Consider the following 23,926-nt stretch of genomic DNA (forward strand, 5'->3'; position numbering starts at 1 on the left):
ATTTATAGCCTTTTTCTAACATCTTATTTACGGTCATCATACTCTGTCCTTTGTCATATCTCATATCTCACATTACTCATTAAAGTATTTCAGGACACCTTGAAAAATTCCTTCCGCTACTTTATCCTGAAACGTGCGATTTCTAGATACTAACTCATCATTATAATTACTAAGAAACGCAGCTTCCACTAGAATTGATAGCTGTGGATTTTCTCGTAATACGTAGAAATTCCCTTGTCTAGCGCCTAAATCCTTAAGGCCATTTTTTTGGACAATTTCCTGTTGAACCAATTTCGCTAGTTTCACGTCATTCCCTTTAGCATTATAGTGATACACTATCGTGCCGTTCACTGAAGAGCTATGGTTCGTATTATAATGGACGCTTATAAATGCATCTGCCTTATGTTTCGTTGATAGTGCAACCCGTTGAGGAAGGCTTAGAAATATATCTGTGTTTCTCGTCATAATCACATTCGAACCAGCGGCCTTTAACTTACTTTCTAATAATAAAGAGGTGGACAAACATAATTCCTTTTCTAAAGTCTTAAAATGTGAACCAATAGCCCCTACATCTATGCCACCATGGCCTGGGTCGATTACGATCGTTTTACCTTTTAGCAATCCTGCTATAGAGCGGTTGTTTTCCACATTATCGATACCTACAGCTTGGACTACCCATCCGGCCACAAAACCTTTCTTAGAATCTGCCAACGCAATCTCGAACCAATCCCCGTGAGTATTGATAATAGTAAATGTATCTCCCTGATTAACGCTCATTAGAATGTTGTAGCTAGTTCCTGGACCACTACGGATGTTTATCCCTGTTTTCGGGATGACAACATGAGGAGCTTGGCTAATAGGACTTGATTCTGGAGAACCAGGTTGACTCGTCTGCCCATCTGGTGGAGCAGTAGTACTATCGTTTACCGGTGGATTCTCTTTTTGTTGCTCAGAACTCGTATTAGAGTTGGTATCTGTTTGTTGTGCATATTCAGAAGCAATCCATCCTGTGTGTTGGTTTGTTTTTACTTGATACCATCCATCTTGAATTTTCAATAAATTCACAACTTGTCCTTTTGTCAATTTATCTAAAATCGTCGAAGAAGTGTTCGGTCCTGAACGCAAGTTCAGGATATTAGCAGTGATCGCTACTGAACGACTTACATCTGCTGATGCAGCCTGGGATGGCTTTACTTCTTGGTGTGATGTTACAACTACCCAAGAGGCTACCCAACCAACTGTCTGTGGGTTTAACTGGATCTGAATCCATTCTCCGTTATTCTCAAGAATAGGATAGAACTCCTGTTTTTTAATCGACGTTACGACAGGGAACGATAAGCTAGGTCCGGTCCGAACGTTAATTCCGTTGGACACAGCTTCTACTACCTGAACTTTGACAAGTTGGTTCGATTGTATGGTTTGCTCACTAACTAACCAACTAGCAACCCAGCCGAGTTGGTTATTATGTAATTGAATTTTATACCAGCGATCTTTATCTTCTAAAACCGAAAATTGCTCACCTTTTTTTACGCTATCGATAATTTGAAACTGTGTACCTGGACCTGATCTTACATTTAGTGCATTGACTTCTATAATAATTTGTTTGGTATTCGCATAAGCAATTCCAAATATTGAAACAATAAACGTTACAAGGACAATAATCATTATAATTGACCTTAAGCGATGTGCATTCATGGAAACATCCTCTCAGGTTGTAATTGCAGTCACTTTTCCATTTTACTACATAAGGGGGAATCAGGCTATGCGAATTTCTAAAAAAGATCAACAAATCAGACACCAAATACTAAATATTAACAATATGGAACGTCACGAAAGTACAACTGTTGAGCTTTATATGTATCAGAATCTTGGCCCGGATATTTATTGTACAAAAGCTTTAGTAGAAAGCCTTGTTAGTAAGAAGTAGGAATTTCTAACAATAAATTTCATCATGAGTTATTGACCAGTATATATGTTAAAGGTAGAATAGTGGCGATTAGGAGGGGGACTATGATTTCTGAGATCTTTCTAAATGCAGAAGCCTCAATCGCACAATTACAAATTGAACGTTTATACCACGCAGTATATGGATGCAAACCAACATTTATAGAAGACTCTTATAATCATGCATGTGTTATAAAAATAGAACACTGCGATGAGCGATTAGCATGTCGGTTAACGCATCCTTTAATAACGGTCGTCACGTCTTTTCCAAGTACGGAGTATACAATTCAACAAGTAGTAGCACATACTTTCGTGAAAGCTATTGAAGATTGTCGTATTAACGAATTACCCTGGGGTATATTGACGGGAATTCGCCCTTTAAAATTATATCGTGCTTTAGTTGAGAAAGTGGGATTACGGTTAGCTGAGGAAAAGCTAAGAGATTTCTATTTCGTGAAAGACAACAAAATTCAATTACTTCGAACGATTTATGAGGTACAAGCAAAGGTACTAAATTTCAATACGTCTGATATTGTATGCTTATATATAGGGATTCCCTATTGTCCTTCAAGATGTACATATTGTACCTTCCCAGGATATATCGCAAAATCAGACGCTGAGATTGCTAGCTTCTTTCATGCGATGATGGAAGAGCTACAATTTACTATGGACTGGTTACGCAATCATAACAAGAAAATCCGTTCTGTATATATTGGCGGAGGCACACCAACGGTACTATCTTTACATCAATTAGAGGTATTACTACAAAAATTACAGAGTCAATTACATGATCAATGTATTGAATTTACAATAGAAGCTGGCAGAGCTGACACGATTACAGCAGATACATTAAAGCTTATAAAAAAGTATGGAGTGCATCGAATCAGTATCAATCCTCAGAGCTTTCACGATAAGACTCTTCGAGAAATTGGCCGTAATCATAGTGTAGAAGAAGTACTGCAGGTCTATTCTATGGCTAAAATCGGCATTAATCAAATTAACATGGATTTGATTCTTGGACTTCCGAATGAAACTTTAGAAGACGTGAAAGCAACTTTTAAGGTAATTGATCAGTTGCGTCCTGAATCATTGACAATTCACACCTTAGCACTAAAAACCAAATCTAAATTACTAGAAACGACTGATTCAAAGCAATTCAAGAAAAATGCAATTGCTCAAGAAATGTTAGCATATGCACAAGGATGGGCAAAAGAACAATCATACATACCGTACTATATCTATCGTCAAAAAAATATTGCGTCTAACCTTGAAAATATAGGGTATGCCCTCGAAAATCAGCATTCTATTTATAATATATTAATTATGGAGGAACTTACTTCTATAGTAGGTGTTGGCTGTGGAGCGGTAAGCAAATTAATCGACGCGACTACTGGAGAAATCGTTCGTGTCGCAAATCCAGTGAATCCTGATTACTATGTAAAAAATATTAAAGAAATTATGACAAATAAGGTAACCAAAATGGCTAAAATATTGACAAAGTGTTAATGAAATGTGTATGATAGCGTTTGAAAAGGATAATTGAATATCTGGAGAGCATGAGAAAAAAGTAGCAGACACGGAGTAGTGAAAGAGAGTAGGTGCTAGGCTGAAACACCTATCTACTAATTGGATGTGAAGACAGTTCTTGATAGCTTGCTTGTATGAGCCGTAACCAATACGATACATGGACTAAGGTAGTGTTATATGAAGTTAACACTAGAATTAGGGTGGCACCACGGGTATAAAGCTCTCGTCCCTTGCGTTTAAGGGATTAGTGCTTTTTTTATTGGCATTTTTTGCTCATTTATATGAAGTAATTAAAAATTATTATGCAAGTGCTTGGCTCAGTTCGAGCTAGTAACGAAGTACATAGGAGGTTACGAATTTGATTAATGCACCACGCGGTACCTATGATGTTCTGCCAACCGAAACGAGTAAATGGCAGTATATAGAGGGGAAAATAAGAGATTGGTGTAATCGCTATCAATTTCAAGAGATACGCACACCTATTTTTGAATACACTCAGTTGTTTCAGAGGGGTGTCGGTGACACTACAGATATTGTACAAAAAGAAATGTATACATTTACAATCCATGAAGATAGTCTAACATTGCGTCCAGAAGGGACGGCATCAACAGTACGAGCAGTAATCAAGCACAAATTATATGCACAGCCGCAGCCATTAAAGCTGTACTATATGGGGCCGATGTTCCGCTATGAAAGACCACAAGCAGGTAGAAACCGTCAATTTACGCAATTTGGTCTGGAAGTCTTGGGAACAGAGCATCCTAGTATCGATGCAGAAGTCATTGTGTTTGCCTATCAACTCTTCTCAGACTTAGGACTTAAGAATCTTAAACTAGATATTAATAGTGTTGGATGTCCGAAATGTAGAAAAGATCACAAAGAAAAAATGATGCAGTCTTTATCTTTAATAAGACAAGACCTTTGTAAGGATTGTGATACAAGGTTTGAAAAAAATCCACTACGGATTTTAGACTGCAAAAACGAGACTTGTAAAGAATTAACGAAGGATGCTCCTATGTTAATTAATCACCTCTGTGAAGATTGTAACGATCACTATTCAAAAGTGAAAACGTATTTGCAAGCACTACAAATTCCATTTAATGAAAACCCGAGGCTCGTGCGTGGACTCGATTATTATACGCAAACAGCCTTTGAAATTATGGAAGATAGCATAGGGGCTATGAGTACCATATGTGGTGGCGGAAGATATAATGGCTTAGTTGAGCAATTAGGTGGTCCAGCAACACCTGGCATAGGTTTCGCCATCGGACTTGAGAGACTGTTATTGGCGATGGAAGCGCAAAAAGTTGAAATTCCAACAATGAACCATACAGATGTGTACGCTGTTTCTTTGGGACAAGATGCTGACGTGATTTGTAGTCAATGGGTTTTTGAACTTCGTAACAAGGGACTCAGTATTGAAAAAGACTATTTAAGTCGGAGTATGAAAGCTCAGTTAAAAGCAGCGGATCGATTAAAAGCAAAGCATGTAATTATCGTTGGGGAGACAGAACTAGAAACACGCGTAGCGATTATCAGAAATATGGAGACAAGTGAGCAACAAAGCATTCCATTTGAAAAAGTTGTAGATTATATTCTAGGAGGAATTCAATAATGTCAGTGCAATTACATCGCACACATCAATGTGGCAAGTTAACAGAGCAACAAATCGGAGAAACTGTAGTGCTGAATGGGTGGATTAGCAAACGTAGAGATTTAGGTGGACTTATTTTTGCAGACGTAAGAGATCGTTCAGGTATCGTGCAGATTGTATTTAATGAGGAATTTTCAAAGGAAGCTTTTGCTAAAGCTGACTCTTTACGTTCTGAATTTGTTGTCGCTGTGAAAGGAACTGTTATTCTAAGAGATCCGGAAACTGTGAACATGAATTTAAAGACAGGTACTATAGAAGTGCAGATTATTGAATTAGATATTATTAATATGGCGAAGAATCCACCATTTTTCATTCAAGATCAGGTGGAAGTGGATGAAATGCTACGATTAAAATATCGTTATTTAGATTTGCGTAGACCTGAGATGTTAAATAATTTTCAGGTGAGACATAACGTTACGAAAATCATGCGTAATTTCCTGGATGAGAACGAATTCATGGAAGTTGAGACACCGATGCTAACAAAGAGCACACCGGAAGGAGCAAGGGATTACCTTGTACCAAGCCGAGTACAACCTGGTTCTTTTTTTGCTTTGCCACAATCTCCACAATTATTTAAGCAGTTATTAATGGTATCTGGTTTTGAACGTTACTTCCAAATCGCAAGATGTTTCCGTGACGAAGATTTACGTGCAGATAGACAACCGGAATTTACACAGGTGGATATTGAGATGTCATTTTTACCGTTATCAGATTTCCAAACTATGATGGAACAAATGATGGCGAAAGTAATGAAAGAAGTAAAAGGAATTGATATAGAAGTTCCTTTCCAACGGTTATCTTACGATGATGCTATGTCACGCTACGGGTCTGATAAGCCGGATACACGATTTGCTTTAGAATTAGTGGATATTACAGAAATCGCTGCTTCTTGCAGCTTTAAGGTTTTCCAAGCAGTAGCAGAGAGTAAAGGATTAGTAAAAGGTATTAATGCGAAAGGCTGTGGCGAATTTAGTCGTAAAGAAATTGATGACTTAACGGCGTACGTTGCAAGATATGGGGCAAAGGGTCTCGCTTGGATTGCTGTTACTGAAGACGGCATCAAGAGCCAAATTGCCAAATTCTTTACCGAAGAGGAATTGAATCAGATTGTCAAAGCAATGAACGGTCAGCCTGGCGACTTATTGTTATTCGTAGCTGATAAACCAAAGGTTGTTTATGATGCATTAGGAAATCTACGTCTGCTATTAGGAAAGCAATTAAAGCTTATTGATGAAAGTAAATATAATTTCTTATGGGTCACTGACTTCCCATTAGTAGAATGGGATGCCGATGCGAAGCGTTATGTAGCACTTCACCATCCGTTTACGATGCCATTGGATGCCGATGTACCATTATTGGATACCAATCCTGCACAAGCAAAGGCAAAGGCGTATGATATGGTCTTAAACGGTTTCGAAATAGGCGGAGGAAGTATGCGTATTTACCAAAAGGATATCCAAGAAAAGATGTTTAAGCTTCTTGGTTTTACTGAAGAAGAGGCAAAAGAACAATTTGGATTCTTATTAGAAGCTTTTGAGTATGGTACACCTCCACATGGCGGTATGGCGTTTGGTCTTGACCGTTTAATCATGATATTAACAGGTCGACAATCGTTACGTGATTGCATAGCATTCCCGAAAACTGCAAGCGCGACATGCCAATTGACAAATGCACCTTCGCAAGTAAGTAATAAACAGTTAAAAGAACTGCATATAAAGACAATACAGTTTGAATAATCTATCACTAATCATTATTCTATTTGGGAGGTGTAGCTTTTGTCGTTACAAGTTGCGGTTTTATTACCTTTTGTAGTAGCTTTCATATTACCTATGGTTGCTCGTTACACAAAAGGGATCCATCCTGGTTGGTTAGCGCTACCAGTTCCGATTGTGCTCGTGAGTTACTTCTTTAGTAAGCTACCACAAATCAGTGCTGGAAAGCCGTTCCATGAGATATGGGAGTGGGTACCATCCATGGGTATAAGTTTTGACCTATACTTAGATGGGCTTAGTGTACTATTTACCTTATTGATTACAGGTATTGGATCACTCGTTGTATTGTATTCAATTTTCTATTTACACGGAGAAGATAAACGACCAAGTTTCTATGTGTACATCCTGCTTTTTATGGGTGCTATGCTAGGAGTAGTAACTTCTAATAATATTTTGCTACTCTATGTATTTTGGGAGCTAACCAGTTTCTCCTCATTTCTACTCATTGGTTTTTGGCATCATCGACAAGAATCACGACGAGCAGCGATGCAATCAAGCTTGTTTACGGTAACGGGCGGATTTATCATGCTTGTGGGAATCGCTTTACTTTATGTAGTAACGGGTACTTTTGATATACGTGAAATGTCCGCCATGGGAGATATGGTTAAATCTCATGCATTGTACATTCCAATATTACTAACGTTTTTAATTGGTGCGTTCACGAAATCTGCCCAAGTACCTTTCCATATTTGGTTACCAAATGCTATGGAAGCGCCAACACCTGTTAGTGCATACCTCCATTCAGCGACAATGGTGAAAGCAGGAATATTCCTTCTAGCGAAATTAAGTCTTATACTCGCAGGAACGCCTCTTTGGTTCTTACTAGTAGCAGGATTTGGTATAACGACAATGGCTCTAGGCTCATATTTAGCTGTAAAAGCCACAGATTTAAAACGTATTTTGGCGTTCTCTACTGTGAGTCAGTTAGGTATGGTCGTTACGATGCTTGGTTTTAGTATTGAAGCGGCGATAATAGCTGGGATGTTCCACTTATTGAATCACGCGACTTTTAAAGGCAGCTTGTTTATGATGATTGGTATCATTGATCATCAAACGGGTACTCGTGATATTCGTTATTTGAGTGGTCTAAAGAAGCTAATGCCAATTTCTTTTGCAGTTACATTAATCGGCTCGTTATCAATGGCGGGGATACCACCATTTAATGGTTTTTTAAGTAAAGAAATGTTTTTCGAATCAAGCTTAATGCTGAAAGATTTGGGCTTTGGATTTATAGATGTTGTAGCACCTATTTTCCCTATATTAGCCGTAGCAGCTAGTATATTTACTTTGATTTACTCATTTATTATTTTCCATAAGGTTTTCTTTGGAGAACTAAAGACTGGTGATGGTGAATCTAAGGTAGATCATGAATCCGATGGACATCATGATGATCATCATGGGCATCATGGAGAAGTAAAAGAGGCGGGTATTGGCTTGCTATTATCTCCTGTAATTTTAGTGAGCTTAGTGGTGGTCATTGGTATATTTCCAGGACTTGTTGACATGACAATTGTAGCTCCAGCTGCAAGTGCAGTTTTAGGAACTACAGTGGATGTACATGTATCCCATTGGCATGGATTTAATTTACCGATTGTTATGAGTCTTATTGTTGTAGGCGTAGGTTATTTCTTATATAGAAACTTAGAGCAATTAAAGAAGTTCCAAGAGAGAATCACTACTCCAGTAGATTTAGATGATTGGTATGATCAAAGTATTGTAGGAGTTGAAAGACTTTCCAACGCAATTATGGGTCGTCAGTTAACTGGTTTATTACGCGATTATGTTGCCTTCATAATGGTTGGCATCTTGCTAATGATAGGCTGGGGCATTTCTCAAGCTGGTGGAATCAATCTTAAACTTGAAGCGTATTCAATCATCACGATTTATGAGTTTTTAGTAGCATCGTTTATGGTGATTGGTACATTAACGGTTGTATTCACTGGAAGTAGAAAAGCTGCAGTCATAGCTTTAGGACTTACTGGATACTCGATGTCACTGATGTTTGTTTTCTTCCGTGCTCCAGACTTGGCACTTACGCAATTAATTGTAGAAACAGTTATCGTCGTGTTGTTTCTGCTAGTACTCTATCATTTACCGAAACAAAGAATATGCCAAAGTGGTAGAAAAGGTCCGATCAACGCTACGAATGCTATTATAGCTAGTGCATCAGGACTGATCGTTACGATTTTAGCGATTTCTGCACATAATACACGCTTGTTTGAGGCTTCCATTGCCCAGTGGTATCTTGAGAACTCGTATCCGTTAGCACACGGATCTAACGTGGTAAACGTTATACTTGTAGATTTTAGAGGATTTGATACATTTGGCGAAATTGCTGTATGGTCTTTGGCAGCATTAGGGGTTGTAACTTTAATTAAGTATCGTAAAAACGGGAATCGTAAGGAGGCAACGAATCATGAAAACTAATGATTTGATTTTAAAAACCGTCTCCAGAGGATTAGTATATTTTATATTTGCACTTTCGATATACATTATGTTAAAAGGCCATAATGAGCCGGGTGGCGGTTTCATCGGTGGACTTATGACTGCCGCGGCTTTTGTATTATTATTCGTAACGTTTGGGGCTGAAGAGTTTCGACGAATTGTACCAATTAACTTCCAGGCGATGACGATATGGGGTCTCGCTATTGCAGCTGTGAGTGGCGTGATTATGGTATTTAAAGGCCTTCCATTTTTAACGCATACGATGTGGAAAGTGTCTCTCCCTATTTTAGGTAAGACGTATATAGGTACAACGTTATTTTTTGACACAGGTGTTTATCTTGTCGTGATCGGTGGAGCATTAATACTAGTACAAACGATAGGAGAAGATTGATATGGAAATTATTATGTCGATAGTTGCTGGTGTCCTGTTCGGTTGTGGAGTATATTTGCTTTTAGATCGTAGTCTATTGCGGGTTGTATTTGGAACGATGTTAGCTAGTAATGCTGCTTTAGTGCTGTTACTTACAATGGGTGGCCTTAAGACAGGAAGTGCCCCAATATTGTTAGATTCGATATCCGTTTATACTGATCCGATTCCCCATGCTTTAATCCTGACAGCTATTGTAATTGGGTTTGGTATGAGTTCATTTATCTTAGTTCTAGCGTATCGAACATATCAGGAAGCTGGAACGGATGATCTTGATAAGCTTAGGGGAGTGGAAGATGAGTAAAATAATATTTACTAACTTAGCATTATTACCAATTATCATACCGTTTTTTACAGCTATTCTGTTGTTGTTCTTCCAAAAGAGAACAGATATTCAGAAAGTAATAGCAGGTATCTCTACGGTTTTTGGTTTAGCTGTATCGATCTATGTCTTTACGAAGGTTATGAATAGTGGAATCTATGTATTTACTGCTGGTAACTGGGCAGCACCATTTGGAATCGTTTTAGTTGCTGACCTGCTTTCATCAACATTGGTCGTTTTAGCATTTGTGGTTATGTCTGCAGTAATGGCGTATTCTTTTGCGATGAAAGATCATGATCGCGAAAGTTTCTACTATTACCCATTGATGTTTTTTTTACTTGTAGGTATTGTCGGATCGTTCTTAACGGGAGATATATTTAACTTGTTCGTGTTTTTCGAGATTATGCTACTCTCTTCATTTATCCTAGTGACTCATGGAGGGACAATTTTTCAATTGCGCGAAGGCTTTAAGTACGTTGTATTGAATATGCTGTCATCCACGTTATTCTTAGTTAGTGTATCTTATCTTTATGCAACGATAGGATCACTGAATATGGCGGATATCTCTTTACGTGTGGCGGAAGTTGAACAACAAGGAATTCTTTCGGTAATTGCGATTATGTTTCTTATTGTGTTTGCCATGAAAGCGGCTGTTTTCCCATTGTTCTTCTGGTTACCAAATGCCTATAGTGGGCCGCCACATGCTATTGCAGCTTTCTTTGCTGGTCTTATGACAAAGGTTGGGGTGTATGCTTTATTCCGAGTGTTTACTTTAATCTTCAACCATCACCCGGAGATCACGCATAACCTATTATTCTTCTTAGGATCACTATCTTTGATTATTGGGATTACTGGGGCTGTGTCTTCCTGGGATTTCAAAAAAATCTTACCTTTCTTCGTAGTCAGTCATATCGGGTATATGGTAATTGGCTTAGGGATGTTTACAACTCTGGCTATAGCTGGTGCTATATTCTATATGATCCATGATATTATCATTAAGGCTGCTCTCTTCCTATATAGTGGAGTTACGAAACATATTACTGGGACAACTGATTTACGAAAGATGAGCGGAGTGATTCGTTCATACCCTGCATTAGGTTGGGGATTTTTCGTTGCAATGCTCGCAGTAGTTGGAGTTCCACCATTAAGTGGATTCTTTCCTAAATTCGCTATTCTGCAAGCAGGTATGTTAGAGGGACGTTATTCAGTAGCATTTGTAGTTGTTATCGTAAGTGTTCTTACGCTATATGCGGGTGTTAAGATCTTCCAGAATGTGTTCTGGGGCAACAATAGTCTTAATGAACAACAAAAGAAATTAAATATCACTCCAATGGTTCTACCAGTATTATATTTAACAGCAATAGCTGTCATCATAGGGTTTAACGCAGAATGGTTTTATAGCTTATCGATGATGATTGCAGAGGATTTAATGAATCCACATATTTACATCCACGCTGTATTAGGAGGGAATTAATATGGGATATCAAATACTAATGAATTTTATCGTTGCAATTGTATGGACTCTACTTCAAGATGAAGTAACAGCAACAAGATTTATCATTGGTTGGATTATTGGGATGCTCGTATTGATTCCATTCCGTAGGATGTTTATCAAGAGACTATATTTATATAGAGTATGGGCGATTATAGATTTAACATTAATTTTTCTCCGAGAAGTACTAATCGCGAATTTCACTATGGCGAAAATGGTACTGTCACCGAAGCTAGAGATTAAACCAGGGTTCTTCGCTTACCCTCTGGAAATTAAGCATGAAGTGCAAATTACTGTTTTGGCAGGATTGATATGTTTGACACCAGGTACTATTTCTGTAGATGTTTCAGACGATAATAGTACATTGTATGTACATGCCATACATTTACCTGAATGTGAGAAAACGATTGAGGATATTAAGAACTTATTTGAAAAACGCATCCTGGAGGTGGCGAAATCATGATCGATGTAGTAATTATATTTGCTATGATAGTGATTGCGATCTCCATGATGTTTTGTGTGTATCGCTTGGTGGTTGGCCCATGTGTTGCAGACCGCGTATTAGCTTTAGATACAATTGGGATTAATTTAGTGGCAATGGTGATTATGTTTTCTATGTATCAGGACACTCAAGTATATCTAGATGTGCCGCTCATTATCGCGATTCTTGCATTTCTAGGTACCATATCAATGTCAAAGTTTATCGTTGGGGGTGGGCTTGTTGACAGAAATCGTAATTAGTTTCTTGATCCTGTTTGGTGTGTTTTTTATCCTTGTTGGATCGATTGGTGTAGCTCGCTTACCTGATGTATATACAAGGTTACATGCACCTACGAAGGCAGCCACTTTAGGAATTATTGGATTGCTATTAGCCTCTTTAATGTATTTCCTAGTCTTCGAGAACCATGGAGAATCTACGGGTGTGTTTGCTGGTAAGCATATATTAACAATTATTTTTATCTTTGTTACAGCGCCAGTAGGGGCACATATGCTAACTCGAGCTGCATACATTGCAGGTGAGAAGAAATTTGAAGGAACTTGTCTTGATGAGCTAGAGGGTCGTTATCCTAAAGCGGCACAAGGTGAAGCTTGTCAATCAGAGGACTAGTAATAATTGGGCACATTAGCACCTTTATTGCACTTGATTCTATCTCTGATAGTATGTTAATATAAAAATAACAAAAGAGCCCTACAATGCAAGTGATACCGACGCGTTTTGATCCAACACTTCAATTTCGGGAGTTTGCGTCTATTCATGGATGGGTAGCCCCTTGAGGGATTCCAGAAGTGTTTAGCAGAACACCCACCTGCTGTAGGCAGGTTCAAAACCTAGGAGCACGGCAGAGCGGGGCTCTTTTTTTTTGCCTAAATTCGAGTAATTTGCTATGATATGGAATGAATCTATTTTCTATGGAGGTGCGCAAATGTTACACCGTTTTTCGCGTACAGAACTATTGATTGGTAAAGACGGTCTGGCACTGCTACAAAAATCTACAGTAGCTGTTATCGGTGTAGGAGGTGTTGGTTCATACGCTGTGGAAGCGCTTGCAAGATCAGGTGTTGGCCACTTAATCCTAGTTGATGACGATGATATATGTTTAACGAACATTAATAGACAGATTCATGCTCTGCAAAGTACGATTGGTAAAGAAAAAGTAGAGGTAATGAAGGAAAGAGTTCTCCAAATCAATCCGAAGCTTAAAGTTACAACATTAAAAATGTTCTATAACGAGGAAACTGCGGATCAAGTCTTCTCATTGAAGCCAGATTACATAATTGATGCGATCGATACGATTTCATCAAAACTGTCACTAATTAAAACTTGTAAGGCGAATGATGTACCGATAATAGTTTCTATGGGTGCTGGTAATAAATTAGACCCTACTGGATTTATCTTAGCGGATATATCGAAAACTTCAGTCTGCCCTATGGCAAAGGTAATTCGTAAGGAATTAAAGAAAGCAGGGATTGTAAAAGGTGTGAAGGTTGTCTATTCGAAAGAACAGCCTTTGAAACCTAAAGAAAGTGAAGAATCTTGTGCAACTGGATGTGTATGTCCGCCAACAGCTTCACGGACTTGTACGGTGAAAAGACAGATTCCTGGAAGTATCTCATATATACCTTCCGTGGTAGGATTAATCTTAGGTGGTACAGTCATAACCGATTTACTTAGCAAAGAGTAATGGGGGGAGCGATATTGGATTTATTTTCATATAGTAATCCAACGGAATCGGATTCATTCGCTCCATTAGCATCAAGGTTACGCCCACGAACGCTAGTAGAGTTTATAGGTCAAGAACATATCATAGGTGAAGGGACATTACTGCGAAGGGCCATAGAAGCGGATCGCATTAGCTCATTGATTTTCTATGGACCACCAGGTACAGGTAAGACGACTTTAGCCGAAATCATTGCCAATCATACGAAATCCCATTTTGCAAAACTACATGCTGTTATGGGTGGCGTGAAGGAAATAAGGGAAATTGTTGAGCAAGCAAAAGAAAGAAAGGTTTTATTTCAACAACGCACACTACTTTTTATTGATGAGATTCATCATTTTAATAAATCTCAACAGGATGCTTTACTACCATATGTTGAGAGTGGGCTGCTCATTTTAATTGGAGCTACTACGGAAAATCCTTTTTTCGAAGTGAATGCAGCGTTATTATCTCGGTCAATGATATTTTCACTCAAGGAATTAACGATAGAGGATTTATATAATATTTTGCGTATGGCAATTGAAGATTCAGTCCGAGGTTATGGGAAATTATCTATCATTTTAGATGAAGATGCGCGCAATCATATTGCGCATTACGCCGATGGTGATGCCCGGAGACTTTTAAATGCTCTAGAGTTAGCTGTATCTACTACTCCAGTGAATGAGCAAGGAACTATACATATTACTATGAATATTGCGGAAGAATCGATTCAACGACGTGCTGTACGTTACGATAAACAGGGGGACCAGCATTACGATACTATTTCAGCTTTCATTAAATCGGTGCGGGGATCTGATCCTAATGCGGCTGTGTATTGGCTTGCTAGAATGATAGATGCTGGTGAGAACCCTAAATTCATAGCGAGACGTATGGTGATTCTTGCATCTGAAGATATAGGGAATGCCGACCCACAAGCACTTCAGGTTGCAATTGCCGCCTTCCAAGCGTATGAGATGATGGGAATGCCCGAGGGGAGAATCCCCCTTGCACAAGCAGTCACATATCTTGCAACAGCCCCTAAAAGTAATGCTGCCTACAAAGCCATTAATCAGGCGTTAAGTGATGTTAGGAAATTAGGATATGATTTAGTGCCGATTCATTTACGAGATGCAAGCTATAAGGGAGCAGAACGATTGGGGCACGGTGAAGGTTATTTGTACCCACATGAATATGACCAGAACTATGTAGAACAAAGCTATTTGCCTGACGCTATGAAGGGAAAAAAATACTATCACCCTACAAGCAATGGATACGAATCAATGATTCAAGAGTTTATACAAAACTTAAGCAAAAAGAAGTGAACAATGATATGATATTTTTAAAGAGGTTAGTCTGTAGTTGGCTTGTGTTTTTCTTAGGAATTGCAATCATGAGTTACGGAATCGTGTTAACCATTATAGCTAATTTAGGAGTCTCACCGTGGGATGTATTCCACATTGGAGTAGCGAAAGTAACCCCATTAACTGTAGGAATGGTCGTTCAGATGACTGGAATTCTTATTATCTTTATTGTCAGTTATATGATTAAGCGTCTACCGCAAATCGGTACAATACTCAATATGATTTTTGTTGGTCTGTTTGTTGATTTTTTTCTAATGTATCCTCTGATAGTATTACCAATAGGGTATCTACAACAATTTATTGTTTTAATTATAGGAATTCTTCTATTTGGTTTTGGAGCAGGGTTATATATATCCAGCCATTTAGGAGCTGGGCCAAGGGATGGTTTAGTACTCGTATTACATAGTGTGAGAGGTTGGCCAGTTAGTAGAATTAAAACTGTGATGGAAATATCAGCCCTTATTGTTGGATTGATCTTAGGTGGTCCAATAGGGATAGGAACCGTTATTATTTCGTTTACGATTGGTCCAGTGTTAGGTTTTAGCTTAGTCTTTTGTGAAAGTCATATAGGTAAATATTTAGGAGAGGGGCAAGCTCATGAAGTTATCAACTAAAGGAAGATACGGTTTGACATTGATGATTGACTTAGCGATCAATTATGGTGAAGGACCTGTATCTTTAAAGACAATTGCAGAAAGACATGATTTATCGGATCATTATTTAGAACAGTTAATCGCTCCCTTAAGAAATGCTGGACTTGTTCGAAGTGTACGTGGGGCTTATGGCGGTTACGTTTTAACAAAAGAACCTACAAATATTACAGCTGGCGATGTCATTCGAGTATTAGAGGGGCCTATAGGTCCAGTAGAATGTGTAGCGGAAACGAATGCTGCTAGCTGCGATAAATTTGACACATGTGTCAAAAAGAACCTCTGGACTAGACTTCGTGATAGCATTGCAGAAGTTCTAGACTCGACTACTTTAGCGGATTTAGCAGAAGAGAACGCAGGTAAGCAAGATTGCTACATGTTCTATATTTAGATTCGATAATGATTGCTCGTAATGGTTCAATATTTCAATTGAAGGTGAAACGATGATATATCTAGATAATGCGGCAACCACTCCTTTATTCCCTGAAGTTAAGCAAGTGATGATTGCCCATATTCATAGTAATGAATATGGGAATCCTTCGAGTGTGCACGCTCTAGGACGTAAATCGAGAAATGCAGTCGAAGATGCTAGGGAACAAATCGCCTTATCAATACATGCTAATGCAAGTGAAATTATCTTTACTGGTAGTGGTACGGAAAGTATTAATAGTGCAATCATGGGAGCGGCCTTTGCGAATCAACAACATGGGAAACATCTAATCACTTCTACCATTGAGCATCATGCGGTACTACATACTTGCCAATACTTAGAGAGCTTAGGTTGGGATGTTACATATATACCAGTCAGTGGGGATGGAGTGGTTGATGTACAACGGATTCGTTCTGCTGTTCGCAAAGACACTATTCTCATTTCCATTATGTATGCGAATAATGAAATGGGGGCTATACAACCGATTCAAGAAATCGCATCCATTTGTAAACAGAATAAAATCCTTTTTCATTGTGATATGGTACAAGCATATGGCCAATGTGATATCAATGTACAAGAGCTAATGGTAGATATGATGAGCACCTCGGCCCACAAAATCCACGGACCAAAAGGGATTGGATTTCTATATTTGCGTAGAGGGTTGCCCTGGCACCCGTATATTCACGGGGGCAAACAAGAACGAGGAAGGCGTGCAGGAACAGAAAATGTAGCAGCCATTCTCGGATTTGCTAAGGCAAGTGAAGTCACAAGCAATCAATTGCAAGAAAAACAACAAACGCTTTTTACTTTGAAACAGGCGTTTCTGGATATCATTCAGAATGAGATTCCAGTCGGCACATGGATAATCAATGGTCAAGGCCAGAGTTTACCATCCATACTAAATATCAGTTTTCTGGGGATAGACGCTGAAACACTGATGATTTCTTTAGATTTAACTGGAATCGCATGTTCCCATGGATCTGCGTGTACTTCTGGTTCCTTAGAGCCTTCCCATGTATTAAAAGCGATGAACCTATCGGATGAAAGAATAAAGGGAGCCCTTCGTTTCAGTTTTAGTGTCATGAATACCATAGAAGAAGTGAAAACAGCGGCTTTAGAAATTAGCAAACAAGTTATGAACTTGCAAAGGAAAGTGAAGTTATGAAAGAAAAAGTAGTAGTTGCCATGAGTGGTGGAGTAGATAGCTCTGTAACAGCAGTACTATTGAAAAATCAAGGATATGAAGTGATTGGAATCACTATGAGATTGTACTCTCCTGATGATCCACTAGAAGAGGCAAATCTTGTGGGTGGTTGCTGCTCTCTGGATTCAGTCAATGATGCTCGTAGAGTTTGTGAAAGCTTAGACATTCCCTTCTTTGCCGTCAATTATAAAGTGGAATTTGATAAGCTAGTTATTGAATATTTTCAGAAAGAATATGAACGTGGTAGAACGCCAAATCCTTGCATTGCTTGTAATGTACATATGAAATACGATTTATTGTTGAAAAAAGCCCTTGATTTAGGGGCGCAATATTTGGCTACGGGACATTATGTAAAGCGATGGTATGATGATACTCGCGGTCGATTTGTCTTAGAAAAAGCAGTAGACGAAAAAAAGGACCAATCGTATGTGTTGTATAATCTTACGCAAGAGCAGCTTAAGCATACCCTTTTTCCATTAGGGGGTTATCGTAAGACTGAAATTCGTGAAATGGCTAAGGACTTTGGTTTACGCGTGCATAATAAACCGGATAGCCAGGAAATATGTTTCATACCGAATGATGATTATAAGTCGTTTATAGAAAAAAGATCAACGACCCCAATCAAACAGGGTCACTTTTATGACACGAAGGGAAATATCCTCGGCAAGCATAAAGGAATTCCATACTATACCATAGGGCAGCGTAAGGGATTAGGATTAGCATTAGGATATCCAGCATACGTGGTAGATATCGACCCGAAGAAACACATTGTGATCATCGGTCGTAATGAGGAAGTGTTAGACAAAGGATTATATGCCGAAGAACTCAACTGGGTTGCAATTCCTGGATTACTAGTGGGAGAATCATTATCTGTACATATTAAAATTCGGTCAGCTGCCAAACCTGCTTTAGGCACGATGATTCTAGAGAATCATGATCGAGTGAAAATACTCTTCGATCAACCAGAAAGAGCCGTGACACCAGGTCAAGCGGTTGTATTCTATGATGCTAACAACCTAGTGCTAGGTGGTGGAGTAATCACTGAACGTATTCGCGTGTAATGGGAATAATATACTAGACGAAATTAGTCTTGTTTATTTCGATTATATGCGGTACAGTAATGACAGAGTGTAGCATATAATTTTACACACAAAATAGAGAGAAAATGGGAGAAGAATCGAATTGGTCATAAACAAGTATACTAAGCAAACCTTTAAATTTATCGAAATTGCAATTGTCGTTTTACTGATTGTTACAGTGCTATTAACAAGTAAAGAAATAGCAGTTACCCTGTGGCATGATTTTCAGAATCAACTTCTGATTGATCATTATAAGTTGATTCTATCTGAGATTCTTCTACTAGCAATCGGTGTGGAAATGGCAATCTTAATTATTAAGAAAAATGCGTATTTTGTTATCGATATCTTAATTCTTGCCATCGCTAGAAAGCTAATTACTTACGAAAATAGTATAGATCTGTTAATTAGTATAGTCTGTGTGATACTGCTTCTAGCAGCTAAAGTGTACCATAATCGATACGTATATTGTAAAACAGAACATGAAGACATATAAAAGCCGACTTTTTTGGGAAATACTAAATTTTGAGTATTTTTCGAAAAAGGAGGCTTTTTTTTTATGAAAAGAGCTGCAGATATTATAGGCCTATCGGTTTTATGTATCCGTACTGGGGAACAAATCGGTATTATACGTGATATAGCATGTGATCCACAAACATCTGTATTGGGGTTTATGCTTGAGCCTAAATCCTTATTCAGTCATGGAAAATATATACGATTACAAGATGTAAAAGCGATTGGGGAAGATGCTGTTACTGTGTATGCAGAGGATATTATTCATCCCATGGATGACGCTGAACAACAAGCGGGACGGGAAATGGAACAACAAGATGAACATGCTGTTGCTAGAAAAGATCATGAACATCACATCCGTGGTTTATATAACGGTGAGAAATTAAAAGGTATAAGAGTGGTCACTACGAACGGGAACGAATTGGGTCTGGTGGAAGATGTTTACTTTGATGAAGAAGTGGGGACAATTGTAGGGTACGAACTATCTGAGGGAATAGTGGCAGACATTACAGAAGGTAGAAAATATTTACCAAAACCTGTACACATAACCCTAGGAAAAGACGTCATAATAGTACCCCGTTCTTCAGAATTTGAAATTGAAGATTGGAGTGATCATAAGGAGGCTCATTAAATGGAGCATGTGAATTGTCCATTCTGCTATAGCAAAGATGTTGGTAAGATTGGCACGAATCAGTTTTATTGTTGGAACTGCTTCTTCGAGTATAGCGTTAGAAATAATGTGATTACATTATACGATATTGATGAAGAAGGCCAGCTCACTGCGTTAGAAAAAATAGAGCAATGATTCGCATAGTACATGCATAGAATAGTACAAAATAGAGTAAAAAGAGGGTGATCCCCCATTGTATCCTGGGTGGTTTAGTAAGCGGAGTTTACAGATTCTAATATACCTGTCTCTTATTCTTATAGTACTCCTGCTATTACAGCAACTGCGACCAGTATTGTCAGCAATTTTTTCTATTATAAAGGGGGCATTTTTACCGTTCATTGTATCAATCATCATTGCATACCTTTTAAATCCCCTAGTAAATATCTTACATCAAAAGGGATTCTCGCGTTTGACAGCAGTGCTTTTTATTTATATCGTGAGTATTTTAGGGATTGTCTTGTTATTCATACAATACATTCCAGATTTTATCGTGCAATTAAAGGAATTTGCTGAACAAGTTCCAGAATTAATGAAGAGTCTAGAAAACGGCATCAATACATACTACCAAAATCGCGATATCTTCCCTGAAAGCGTTCAATTTGGAATAGAAGCTTCACTATACAGAGTAGAAGAGGGTATTACGGAATCTATTTCGAATTTTCTATCGTATCTTGGAAATAGTTTGCCTAAGATTATGGCTTTTATCGTAGTACCATTTGTTGTTTTCTATATGCTTAAAGATCTTCAAGTGCTTGAGAATTTTATCATCACATTATTTCCTAAGAAATATCGTCGAGAAATGCTTAAGTTATTTCGAAATATCGATGAGGCTTTAGGGAATTACGTACGAGGACAAATTACAGTTTGTGTTGTGGTTGGTGTCTTAAGTTACATTGGATATAGGATTATTGATATTAAGTACCCTCTGTTATTAGCACTGTTAGTTGCCATTACTAATATTATTCCATATCTAGGACCTATCATTGGTGCAGCACCCGCGCTTTTTATCGCAGCCACCGTGTCCCCTGTCATGATTATTAAAGTGTTAGTCGTCAATATTATTGTTCAACAGTTGGAAGGAAACGTGATTTCACCGCAAATCATCGGCAAAAAACTTCATCTTCATCCTTTGAGTATTATTTTTGTGCTCTTGTTAGGTGGGCAAATTGCTGGCTTGTTTGGACTTATATTCGCGGTACCGATTCTAGCAGTAGGAAAGGTAGTCACTCAACATGTAGTGAGTTACTATATGCAAAAGAAAGAGTGATATTGACACTACTTCGATGGCTAGATATAATAAACAGTAGCCTAATACACATATTTACCATCCTCTCGTCCCTTTGAATGGATGAGGGTTTTTTATTATATCTATCTAATACTTAATAATTTTTGGAGGGGTTTTTGTGAAGTCACTGAAAGCAAAAGAAGTTCGAAAGAGGTATCTCGAATTTTTTGCTTCTAAAGGTCATGAAATTGTGCCAAGCGCACCACTAGTTCCAATTGATGATCCAACATTACTATGGATTAACTGTGGGATGGCACCATTAAAGAAATATTTTGATGGACGTGAAATACCTGAAAATCCACGAATTGCAAATTCTCAAAAATCAATTCGTACAAATGATATAGAGAACGTTGGGCGTACTGCTAGGCACCATACGTTTTTTGAGATGCTTGGAAACTTTTCTATTGGCGATTATTTCAAAAGAGAATCGATTCATTGGGCATGGGAATTCCTAACCAAAGAAATGGAACTTGATATTGAACGATTATCAGTGACAATTCATCCTGAGGACGAAGAAGCATTTGACATTTGGCATCAGGAGTTAGGGGTTCCGAAGGAAAGAATTATCCGCCTAACAGACAATTTCTGGGATATTGGAGAGGGACCTTGCGGACCGAATTCAGAGATTTTCTTTGACCGCGGGGAAAGTTTTTCTTGCGGAGATCCAGAATGCAAAGCTGGATGTGACTGTGAACGATATTTAGAAATATGGAACCTCGTATTTAGCCAATATAATCATAATAAAGACGGCAGTTATACGCCACTACCGAAAAAGAACATTGATACTGGTATGGGTCTTGAGCGTATGGCTTCTGTATTACAGCAAGTAGATACGAACTATGAGACGGACTTATTACGTCCAATTATAGACCATGCGGCAATGCTAGCTAATAAACAATACAAAGTCCAAAGGGAATTCGATATTGCCTTTAATGTAATTGCTGACCATGCACGTACTGTTACATTTGCCGTTTCTGAGGGTGTATTACCAAGTAATGAAGGTCGCGGTTATGTAATCCGTCGCTTATTACGTAGGGCAGTCCGTTTCGGTAAAGTGCTTGGATTCCAAGAGGCGTTTTTATATAAGTTAGCGCCAGTTGTGGCTGACATCATGGAAGATTATTATCCGGAAATAAAAACAAAGCTAGATTTTGTGCAGAAAGTAATTCGTACGGAAGAGGATCGTTTCCGCGAGACCTTAAATGATGGACTAGTGATTCTTCAGAACATGATCGACGACTTTAAAACAAAAGGCGTATCTGTAATCGGTGGACAAGATGCCTTTAAGCTATATGATACTTACGGTTTTCCAGTTGACTTAACAGAGGACCTAGCGGAAGAAAATGGCTTCACTGTTGATAAAGAAGGCTTCGAGACGTACATGCAGGAACAACGGGAACGTGCTCGTAATGCTCGTCAAGACGAGAATAGCATGAATGTTCAAGGTGGAGATTTAGCAGAGTTTAAGGAAGCTAGTGAATTTGTTGGTTATAGTAATCTAAACACGGATAGCTCTGTGTTGGGCTTATTTATCAATCGTGAGAAAACAAATTTCGCTTCTGTAGATCAGGAATGTCAAATCATACTTGATCGCACACCGTTCTATGCGGAGAGTGGTGGACAAGCAGCAGATGTTGGGTATATTAAAGGAAAAGACGGAGTAGGTAAAGTGGTTGACGTTCAAAAAGGCCCCAATGGACAGCATGTTCATAAGGTTTTCATTGAGCAGGGTACAATTCAATTGAATGAATCCGTTGTAGCAACAGTAGATGGTGAACACCGCAAGCAAATTATTAAAAACCATACAGCAACTCACATATTGCATAAGGCACTAAAGGAAGTCCTTGGGGACCATGTAAATCAAGCGGGATCTCAAGTGTCTAGTGATCGTCTGCGTTTTGACTTCTCACATTTATCTGCTGTTACGCAAGAAGAACTGCGTCGCATTGAACGTATCGTTAATGAGCAAATTTGGGAAAGTACGCAAGTAAATTGCCAAATTACTGATATCGAAACTGCGAAACAGAAGGGTGCAACAGCACTATTTGGTGAAAAATATGGAAACGAAGTGAGAGTCGTTTCTGTAGGAGATTATAGCATGGAGTTATGTGGTGGATGCCATGTGGATAATACGGCAGAAATCGGACTATTTAAGATTGCGAGTGAGTATGGAATTGGCGCTGGTATCCGAAGAATTGAAGCCTTTACTAGTAAGAAAGCCTTTTCTTTCTTTGATGAAAAGTATACAATGATGGAAGATATTGCAAATCAATTAAAGACCAAAGTCGATGATATGCCAAAACGCGTATCCCAAGTGTTAGATGAACTTAGAAGCGCGCAAAAGGAAAATGAGTCACTCAAAGGTAAACTCAGTCACTATGAAGCTAGTGGGCTAATTGACCAGATTCAGGATGTGAATGGAGTACCGATTTTAGCACAAGTTATTGAAAATGTAGATATGGATGAGCTTCGTATTGTAGTCGATGAGCTTAAGCAAAAGGTTACTTCCGGCGTCATTCTTCTTGGTAGTACGAAACAAGATAAGGTAAGCTTAGTTGCCTATGTGACGAAAGACTTTATCGCAAAAGGAGTTCATGCTGGAAACCTAATTAAGGAAATTGCTACGATCTGTGGTGGCGGTGGCGGTGGACGTCCAGATATGGCTCAGGCAGGTGGTAAGGACCCGTCGAAATTAAGTGCAGCAATTGAGAAAGTTTCTGAGGTTGTTTTAGGTCAGATTAAATAAGGCATACTAGAATTAATCGTACGATTTATACTATCAGAATTTATATATTTTTAATGTAGATAGTATAAGCGCAACTCAGGCATTCTCTACGCCAGAGGCTTGACGAATGCCAAGTTTTGTTTACATAGTCAGAATTTATAAAAATTCTGACTATAAGTAATGGCAACTAAGGCATTCACCTTCGTCAGAAGGACTTGGTGTATGCCAAGT

23 protein-coding genes and 1 other RNA gene are annotated in these 23,926 nt (G+C 38.5%); 23 read left to right on the forward strand and 1 reads right to left on the reverse strand.

The genetic code is table 11. The features are described 5' to 3' along the window. Window positions 1-72: 72 nt before the first annotated feature. Window positions 73-1,695: an N-acetylmuramoyl-L-alanine amidase family protein gene (locus BHU72_RS12725; RefSeq protein ID WP_069703004.1), complete on the reverse strand. Its 1,623-nt coding sequence runs from the start codon at window positions 1,693-1,695 to the stop codon at window positions 73-75. Between the two features lie 67 nt (window positions 1,696-1,762). Here BHU72_RS12725 and BHU72_RS15935 point away from each other — a divergent pair, with 67 nt between their 5' ends. The 23 genes from BHU72_RS15935 to alaS all read left to right on the forward strand — a co-directional run bounded on the left by BHU72_RS15935 (window position 1,763) and on the right by alaS (window position 23,716). Next, entirely contained in the window at window positions 1,763-1,927 is a 165-nt protein-coding gene (locus BHU72_RS15935; protein WP_176720483.1) for a hypothetical protein, read from the forward strand. Between the two features lie 83 nt (window positions 1,928-2,010). Beyond that, entirely contained in the window at window positions 2,011-3,450 is a 1,440-nt protein-coding gene (hemZ, locus tag BHU72_RS12730; protein ID WP_069703005.1) for a coproporphyrinogen dehydrogenase HemZ, read from the forward strand. Window positions 3,451-3,829: 379 nt separating this feature from the next. Then, entirely contained in the window at window positions 3,830-5,086 is a 1,257-nt protein-coding gene (gene hisS, locus BHU72_RS12735; RefSeq protein ID WP_218076143.1) for a histidine--tRNA ligase, read from the forward strand. Continuing rightward, window positions 5,086-6,861: an aspartate--tRNA ligase gene (aspS, locus tag BHU72_RS12740; RefSeq protein ID WP_069703006.1), complete on the forward strand. Its 1,776-nt coding sequence runs from the start codon at window positions 5,086-5,088 to the stop codon at window positions 6,859-6,861. The genes hisS and aspS overlap by 1 nt, the downstream gene beginning before the upstream one ends. A gap of 39 nt (window positions 6,862-6,900) precedes the next feature. Next, window positions 6,901-9,324, forward strand: coding sequence for a hydrogen gas-evolving membrane-bound hydrogenase subunit E (mbhE, locus tag BHU72_RS12745; protein WP_301553537.1), 2,424 nt, complete (start codon window positions 6,901-6,903; stop codon window positions 9,322-9,324). After that, the gene (locus BHU72_RS12750; protein WP_069703007.1) at window positions 9,314-9,733 is read left to right on the forward strand and encodes an MnhB domain-containing protein; all 420 of its coding nucleotides are present in this window, start codon (window positions 9,314-9,316) and stop codon (window positions 9,731-9,733) included. The genes mbhE and BHU72_RS12750 overlap by 11 nt, the downstream gene beginning before the upstream one ends. Before the next feature lies 1 nt (window position 9,734). Next, a complete protein-coding gene (locus BHU72_RS12755) occupies window positions 9,735-10,073 on the forward strand; it encodes a Na(+)/H(+) antiporter subunit C (protein WP_069703008.1) in 339 nt (112 codons plus the stop codon). Continuing rightward, entirely contained in the window at window positions 10,066-11,565 is a 1,500-nt protein-coding gene (locus tag BHU72_RS12760) for a Na+/H+ antiporter subunit D (protein WP_069703009.1), read from the forward strand. The genes BHU72_RS12755 and BHU72_RS12760 overlap by 8 nt, the downstream gene beginning before the upstream one ends. A 1-nt stretch (window position 11,566) precedes the next feature. After that, complete coding sequence (locus tag BHU72_RS12765) at window positions 11,567-12,046, forward strand: Na+/H+ antiporter subunit E (protein ID WP_069703010.1); 480 nt, start codon at window positions 11,567-11,569, stop codon at window positions 12,044-12,046. Further along, a complete protein-coding gene (locus BHU72_RS12770; RefSeq protein ID WP_083248467.1) occupies window positions 12,043-12,324 on the forward strand; it encodes a Na(+)/H(+) antiporter subunit F1 in 282 nt (93 codons plus the stop codon). The genes BHU72_RS12765 and BHU72_RS12770 overlap by 4 nt, the downstream gene beginning before the upstream one ends. Continuing rightward, window positions 12,305-12,691 carry a monovalent cation/H(+) antiporter subunit G gene (mnhG, locus tag BHU72_RS12775; protein ID WP_083248468.1) on the forward strand — a complete coding sequence of 129 codons (387 nt, stop codon included), beginning with the start codon at window positions 12,305-12,307 and terminating at the stop codon, window positions 12,689-12,691. Before BHU72_RS12770 ends, mnhG begins: the two co-directional genes overlap by 20 nt. Window positions 12,692-12,766: 75 nt before the next feature. Next, a non-coding RNA gene (gene ssrS / locus BHU72_RS12780) (6S RNA) lies at window positions 12,767-12,939 on the forward strand. A 68-nt stretch (window positions 12,940-13,007) separates the two neighbouring features. Continuing rightward, window positions 13,008-13,766, forward strand: coding sequence for a tRNA threonylcarbamoyladenosine dehydratase (locus BHU72_RS12785; RefSeq protein ID WP_069703013.1), 759 nt, complete (start codon window positions 13,008-13,010; stop codon window positions 13,764-13,766). Window positions 13,767-13,780: 14 nt separating this feature from the next. Continuing rightward, the gene (locus BHU72_RS12790; protein ID WP_245671909.1) at window positions 13,781-15,103 is read left to right on the forward strand and encodes an AAA family ATPase; all 1,323 of its coding nucleotides are present in this window, start codon (window positions 13,781-13,783) and stop codon (window positions 15,101-15,103) included. Window positions 15,104-15,111: 8 nt separating this feature from the next. Beyond that, a complete protein-coding gene (locus BHU72_RS12795) occupies window positions 15,112-15,756 on the forward strand; it encodes a YczE/YyaS/YitT family protein (RefSeq protein WP_069703014.1) in 645 nt (214 codons plus the stop codon). Next, window positions 15,740-16,183 (forward strand): cysteine metabolism transcriptional regulator CymR, encoded by a 444-nt coding sequence (gene cymR, locus BHU72_RS12800; RefSeq protein WP_069703015.1) that lies wholly within the window; start codon window positions 15,740-15,742, stop codon window positions 16,181-16,183. Before BHU72_RS12795 ends, cymR begins: the two co-directional genes overlap by 17 nt. 52 nt (window positions 16,184-16,235) lie before the next feature. Continuing rightward, entirely contained in the window at window positions 16,236-17,387 is a 1,152-nt protein-coding gene (locus BHU72_RS12805) for a cysteine desulfurase family protein (protein ID WP_069703016.1), read from the forward strand. Next, window positions 17,384-18,487 carry a tRNA 2-thiouridine(34) synthase MnmA gene (gene mnmA / locus BHU72_RS12810; protein WP_069703017.1) on the forward strand — a complete coding sequence of 368 codons (1,104 nt, stop codon included), beginning with the start codon at window positions 17,384-17,386 and terminating at the stop codon, window positions 18,485-18,487. Before BHU72_RS12805 ends, mnmA begins: the two co-directional genes overlap by 4 nt. Window positions 18,488-18,608: 121 nt before the next feature. Next, window positions 18,609-18,998, forward strand: coding sequence for a hypothetical protein (locus BHU72_RS12815; RefSeq protein WP_069703018.1), 390 nt, complete (start codon window positions 18,609-18,611; stop codon window positions 18,996-18,998). Between the two features lie 63 nt (window positions 18,999-19,061). Next, window positions 19,062-19,646 (forward strand): PRC-barrel domain-containing protein, encoded by a 585-nt coding sequence (locus BHU72_RS12820; RefSeq protein ID WP_069703019.1) that lies wholly within the window; start codon window positions 19,062-19,064, stop codon window positions 19,644-19,646. Then, window positions 19,647-19,820 carry a YrzR-like zinc ribbon domain gene (locus BHU72_RS15940; protein ID WP_176720484.1) on the forward strand — a complete coding sequence of 58 codons (174 nt, stop codon included), beginning with the start codon at window positions 19,647-19,649 and terminating at the stop codon, window positions 19,818-19,820. Between the two features lie 157 nt (window positions 19,821-19,977). Then, window positions 19,978-20,952 carry an AI-2E family transporter gene (locus BHU72_RS12825; RefSeq protein WP_176720485.1) on the forward strand — a complete coding sequence of 325 codons (975 nt, stop codon included), beginning with the start codon at window positions 19,978-19,980 and terminating at the stop codon, window positions 20,950-20,952. 136 nt (window positions 20,953-21,088) lie between these two features. Next, window positions 21,089-23,716 (forward strand): alanine--tRNA ligase, encoded by a 2,628-nt coding sequence (gene alaS / locus BHU72_RS12830; RefSeq protein WP_069703021.1) that lies wholly within the window; start codon window positions 21,089-21,091, stop codon window positions 23,714-23,716. Window positions 23,717-23,926: the final 210 nt, after the last annotated feature.

It is taken from the genome of Desulfuribacillus stibiiarsenatis (genome assembly GCF_001742305.1).
GTDB lineage: Bacteria > Bacillota > Bacilli > Desulfuribacillales > Desulfuribacillaceae > Desulfuribacillus_A > Desulfuribacillus_A stibiiarsenatis.

Coding starts and splice junctions, on each gene's coding strand:
- BHU72_RS15940 (WP_176720484.1), top strand. CDS start 19,647: ATGGAGCATGTGAATTGTCCATTCTGCTATAGCAAAGATGTTGGTAAG.
- hemZ (WP_069703005.1), top strand. CDS start 2,011: ATGATTTCTGAGATCTTTCTAAATGCAGAAGCCTCAATCGCACAATTA.
- BHU72_RS15935 (WP_176720483.1), top strand. CDS start 1,763: ATGCGAATTTCTAAAAAAGATCAACAAATCAGACACCAAATACTAAAT.
- BHU72_RS12785 (WP_069703013.1), top strand. CDS start 13,008: ATGTTACACCGTTTTTCGCGTACAGAACTATTGATTGGTAAAGACGGT.
- aspS (WP_069703006.1), top strand. CDS start 5,086: ATGTCAGTGCAATTACATCGCACACATCAATGTGGCAAGTTAACAGAG.
- BHU72_RS12760 (WP_069703009.1), top strand. CDS start 10,066: ATGAGTAAAATAATATTTACTAACTTAGCATTATTACCAATTATCATA.
- BHU72_RS12725 (WP_069703004.1), bottom strand. CDS start 1,695: ATGAATGCACATCGCTTAAGGTCAATTATAATGATTATTGTCCTTGTA.
- BHU72_RS12750 (WP_069703007.1), top strand. CDS start 9,314: ATGAAAACTAATGATTTGATTTTAAAAACCGTCTCCAGAGGATTAGTA.
- BHU72_RS12770 (WP_083248467.1), top strand. CDS start 12,043: ATGATCGATGTAGTAATTATATTTGCTATGATAGTGATTGCGATCTCC.
- BHU72_RS12805 (WP_069703016.1), top strand. CDS start 16,236: ATGATATATCTAGATAATGCGGCAACCACTCCTTTATTCCCTGAAGTT.
- cymR (WP_069703015.1), top strand. CDS start 15,740: ATGAAGTTATCAACTAAAGGAAGATACGGTTTGACATTGATGATTGAC.
- BHU72_RS12755 (WP_069703008.1), top strand. CDS start 9,735: ATGGAAATTATTATGTCGATAGTTGCTGGTGTCCTGTTCGGTTGTGGA.
- mnmA (WP_069703017.1), top strand. CDS start 17,384: ATGAAAGAAAAAGTAGTAGTTGCCATGAGTGGTGGAGTAGATAGCTCT.
- BHU72_RS12820 (WP_069703019.1), top strand. CDS start 19,062: ATGAAAAGAGCTGCAGATATTATAGGCCTATCGGTTTTATGTATCCGT.
- BHU72_RS12765 (WP_069703010.1), top strand. CDS start 11,567: ATGGGATATCAAATACTAATGAATTTTATCGTTGCAATTGTATGGACT.
- BHU72_RS12795 (WP_069703014.1), top strand. CDS start 15,112: ATGATATTTTTAAAGAGGTTAGTCTGTAGTTGGCTTGTGTTTTTCTTA.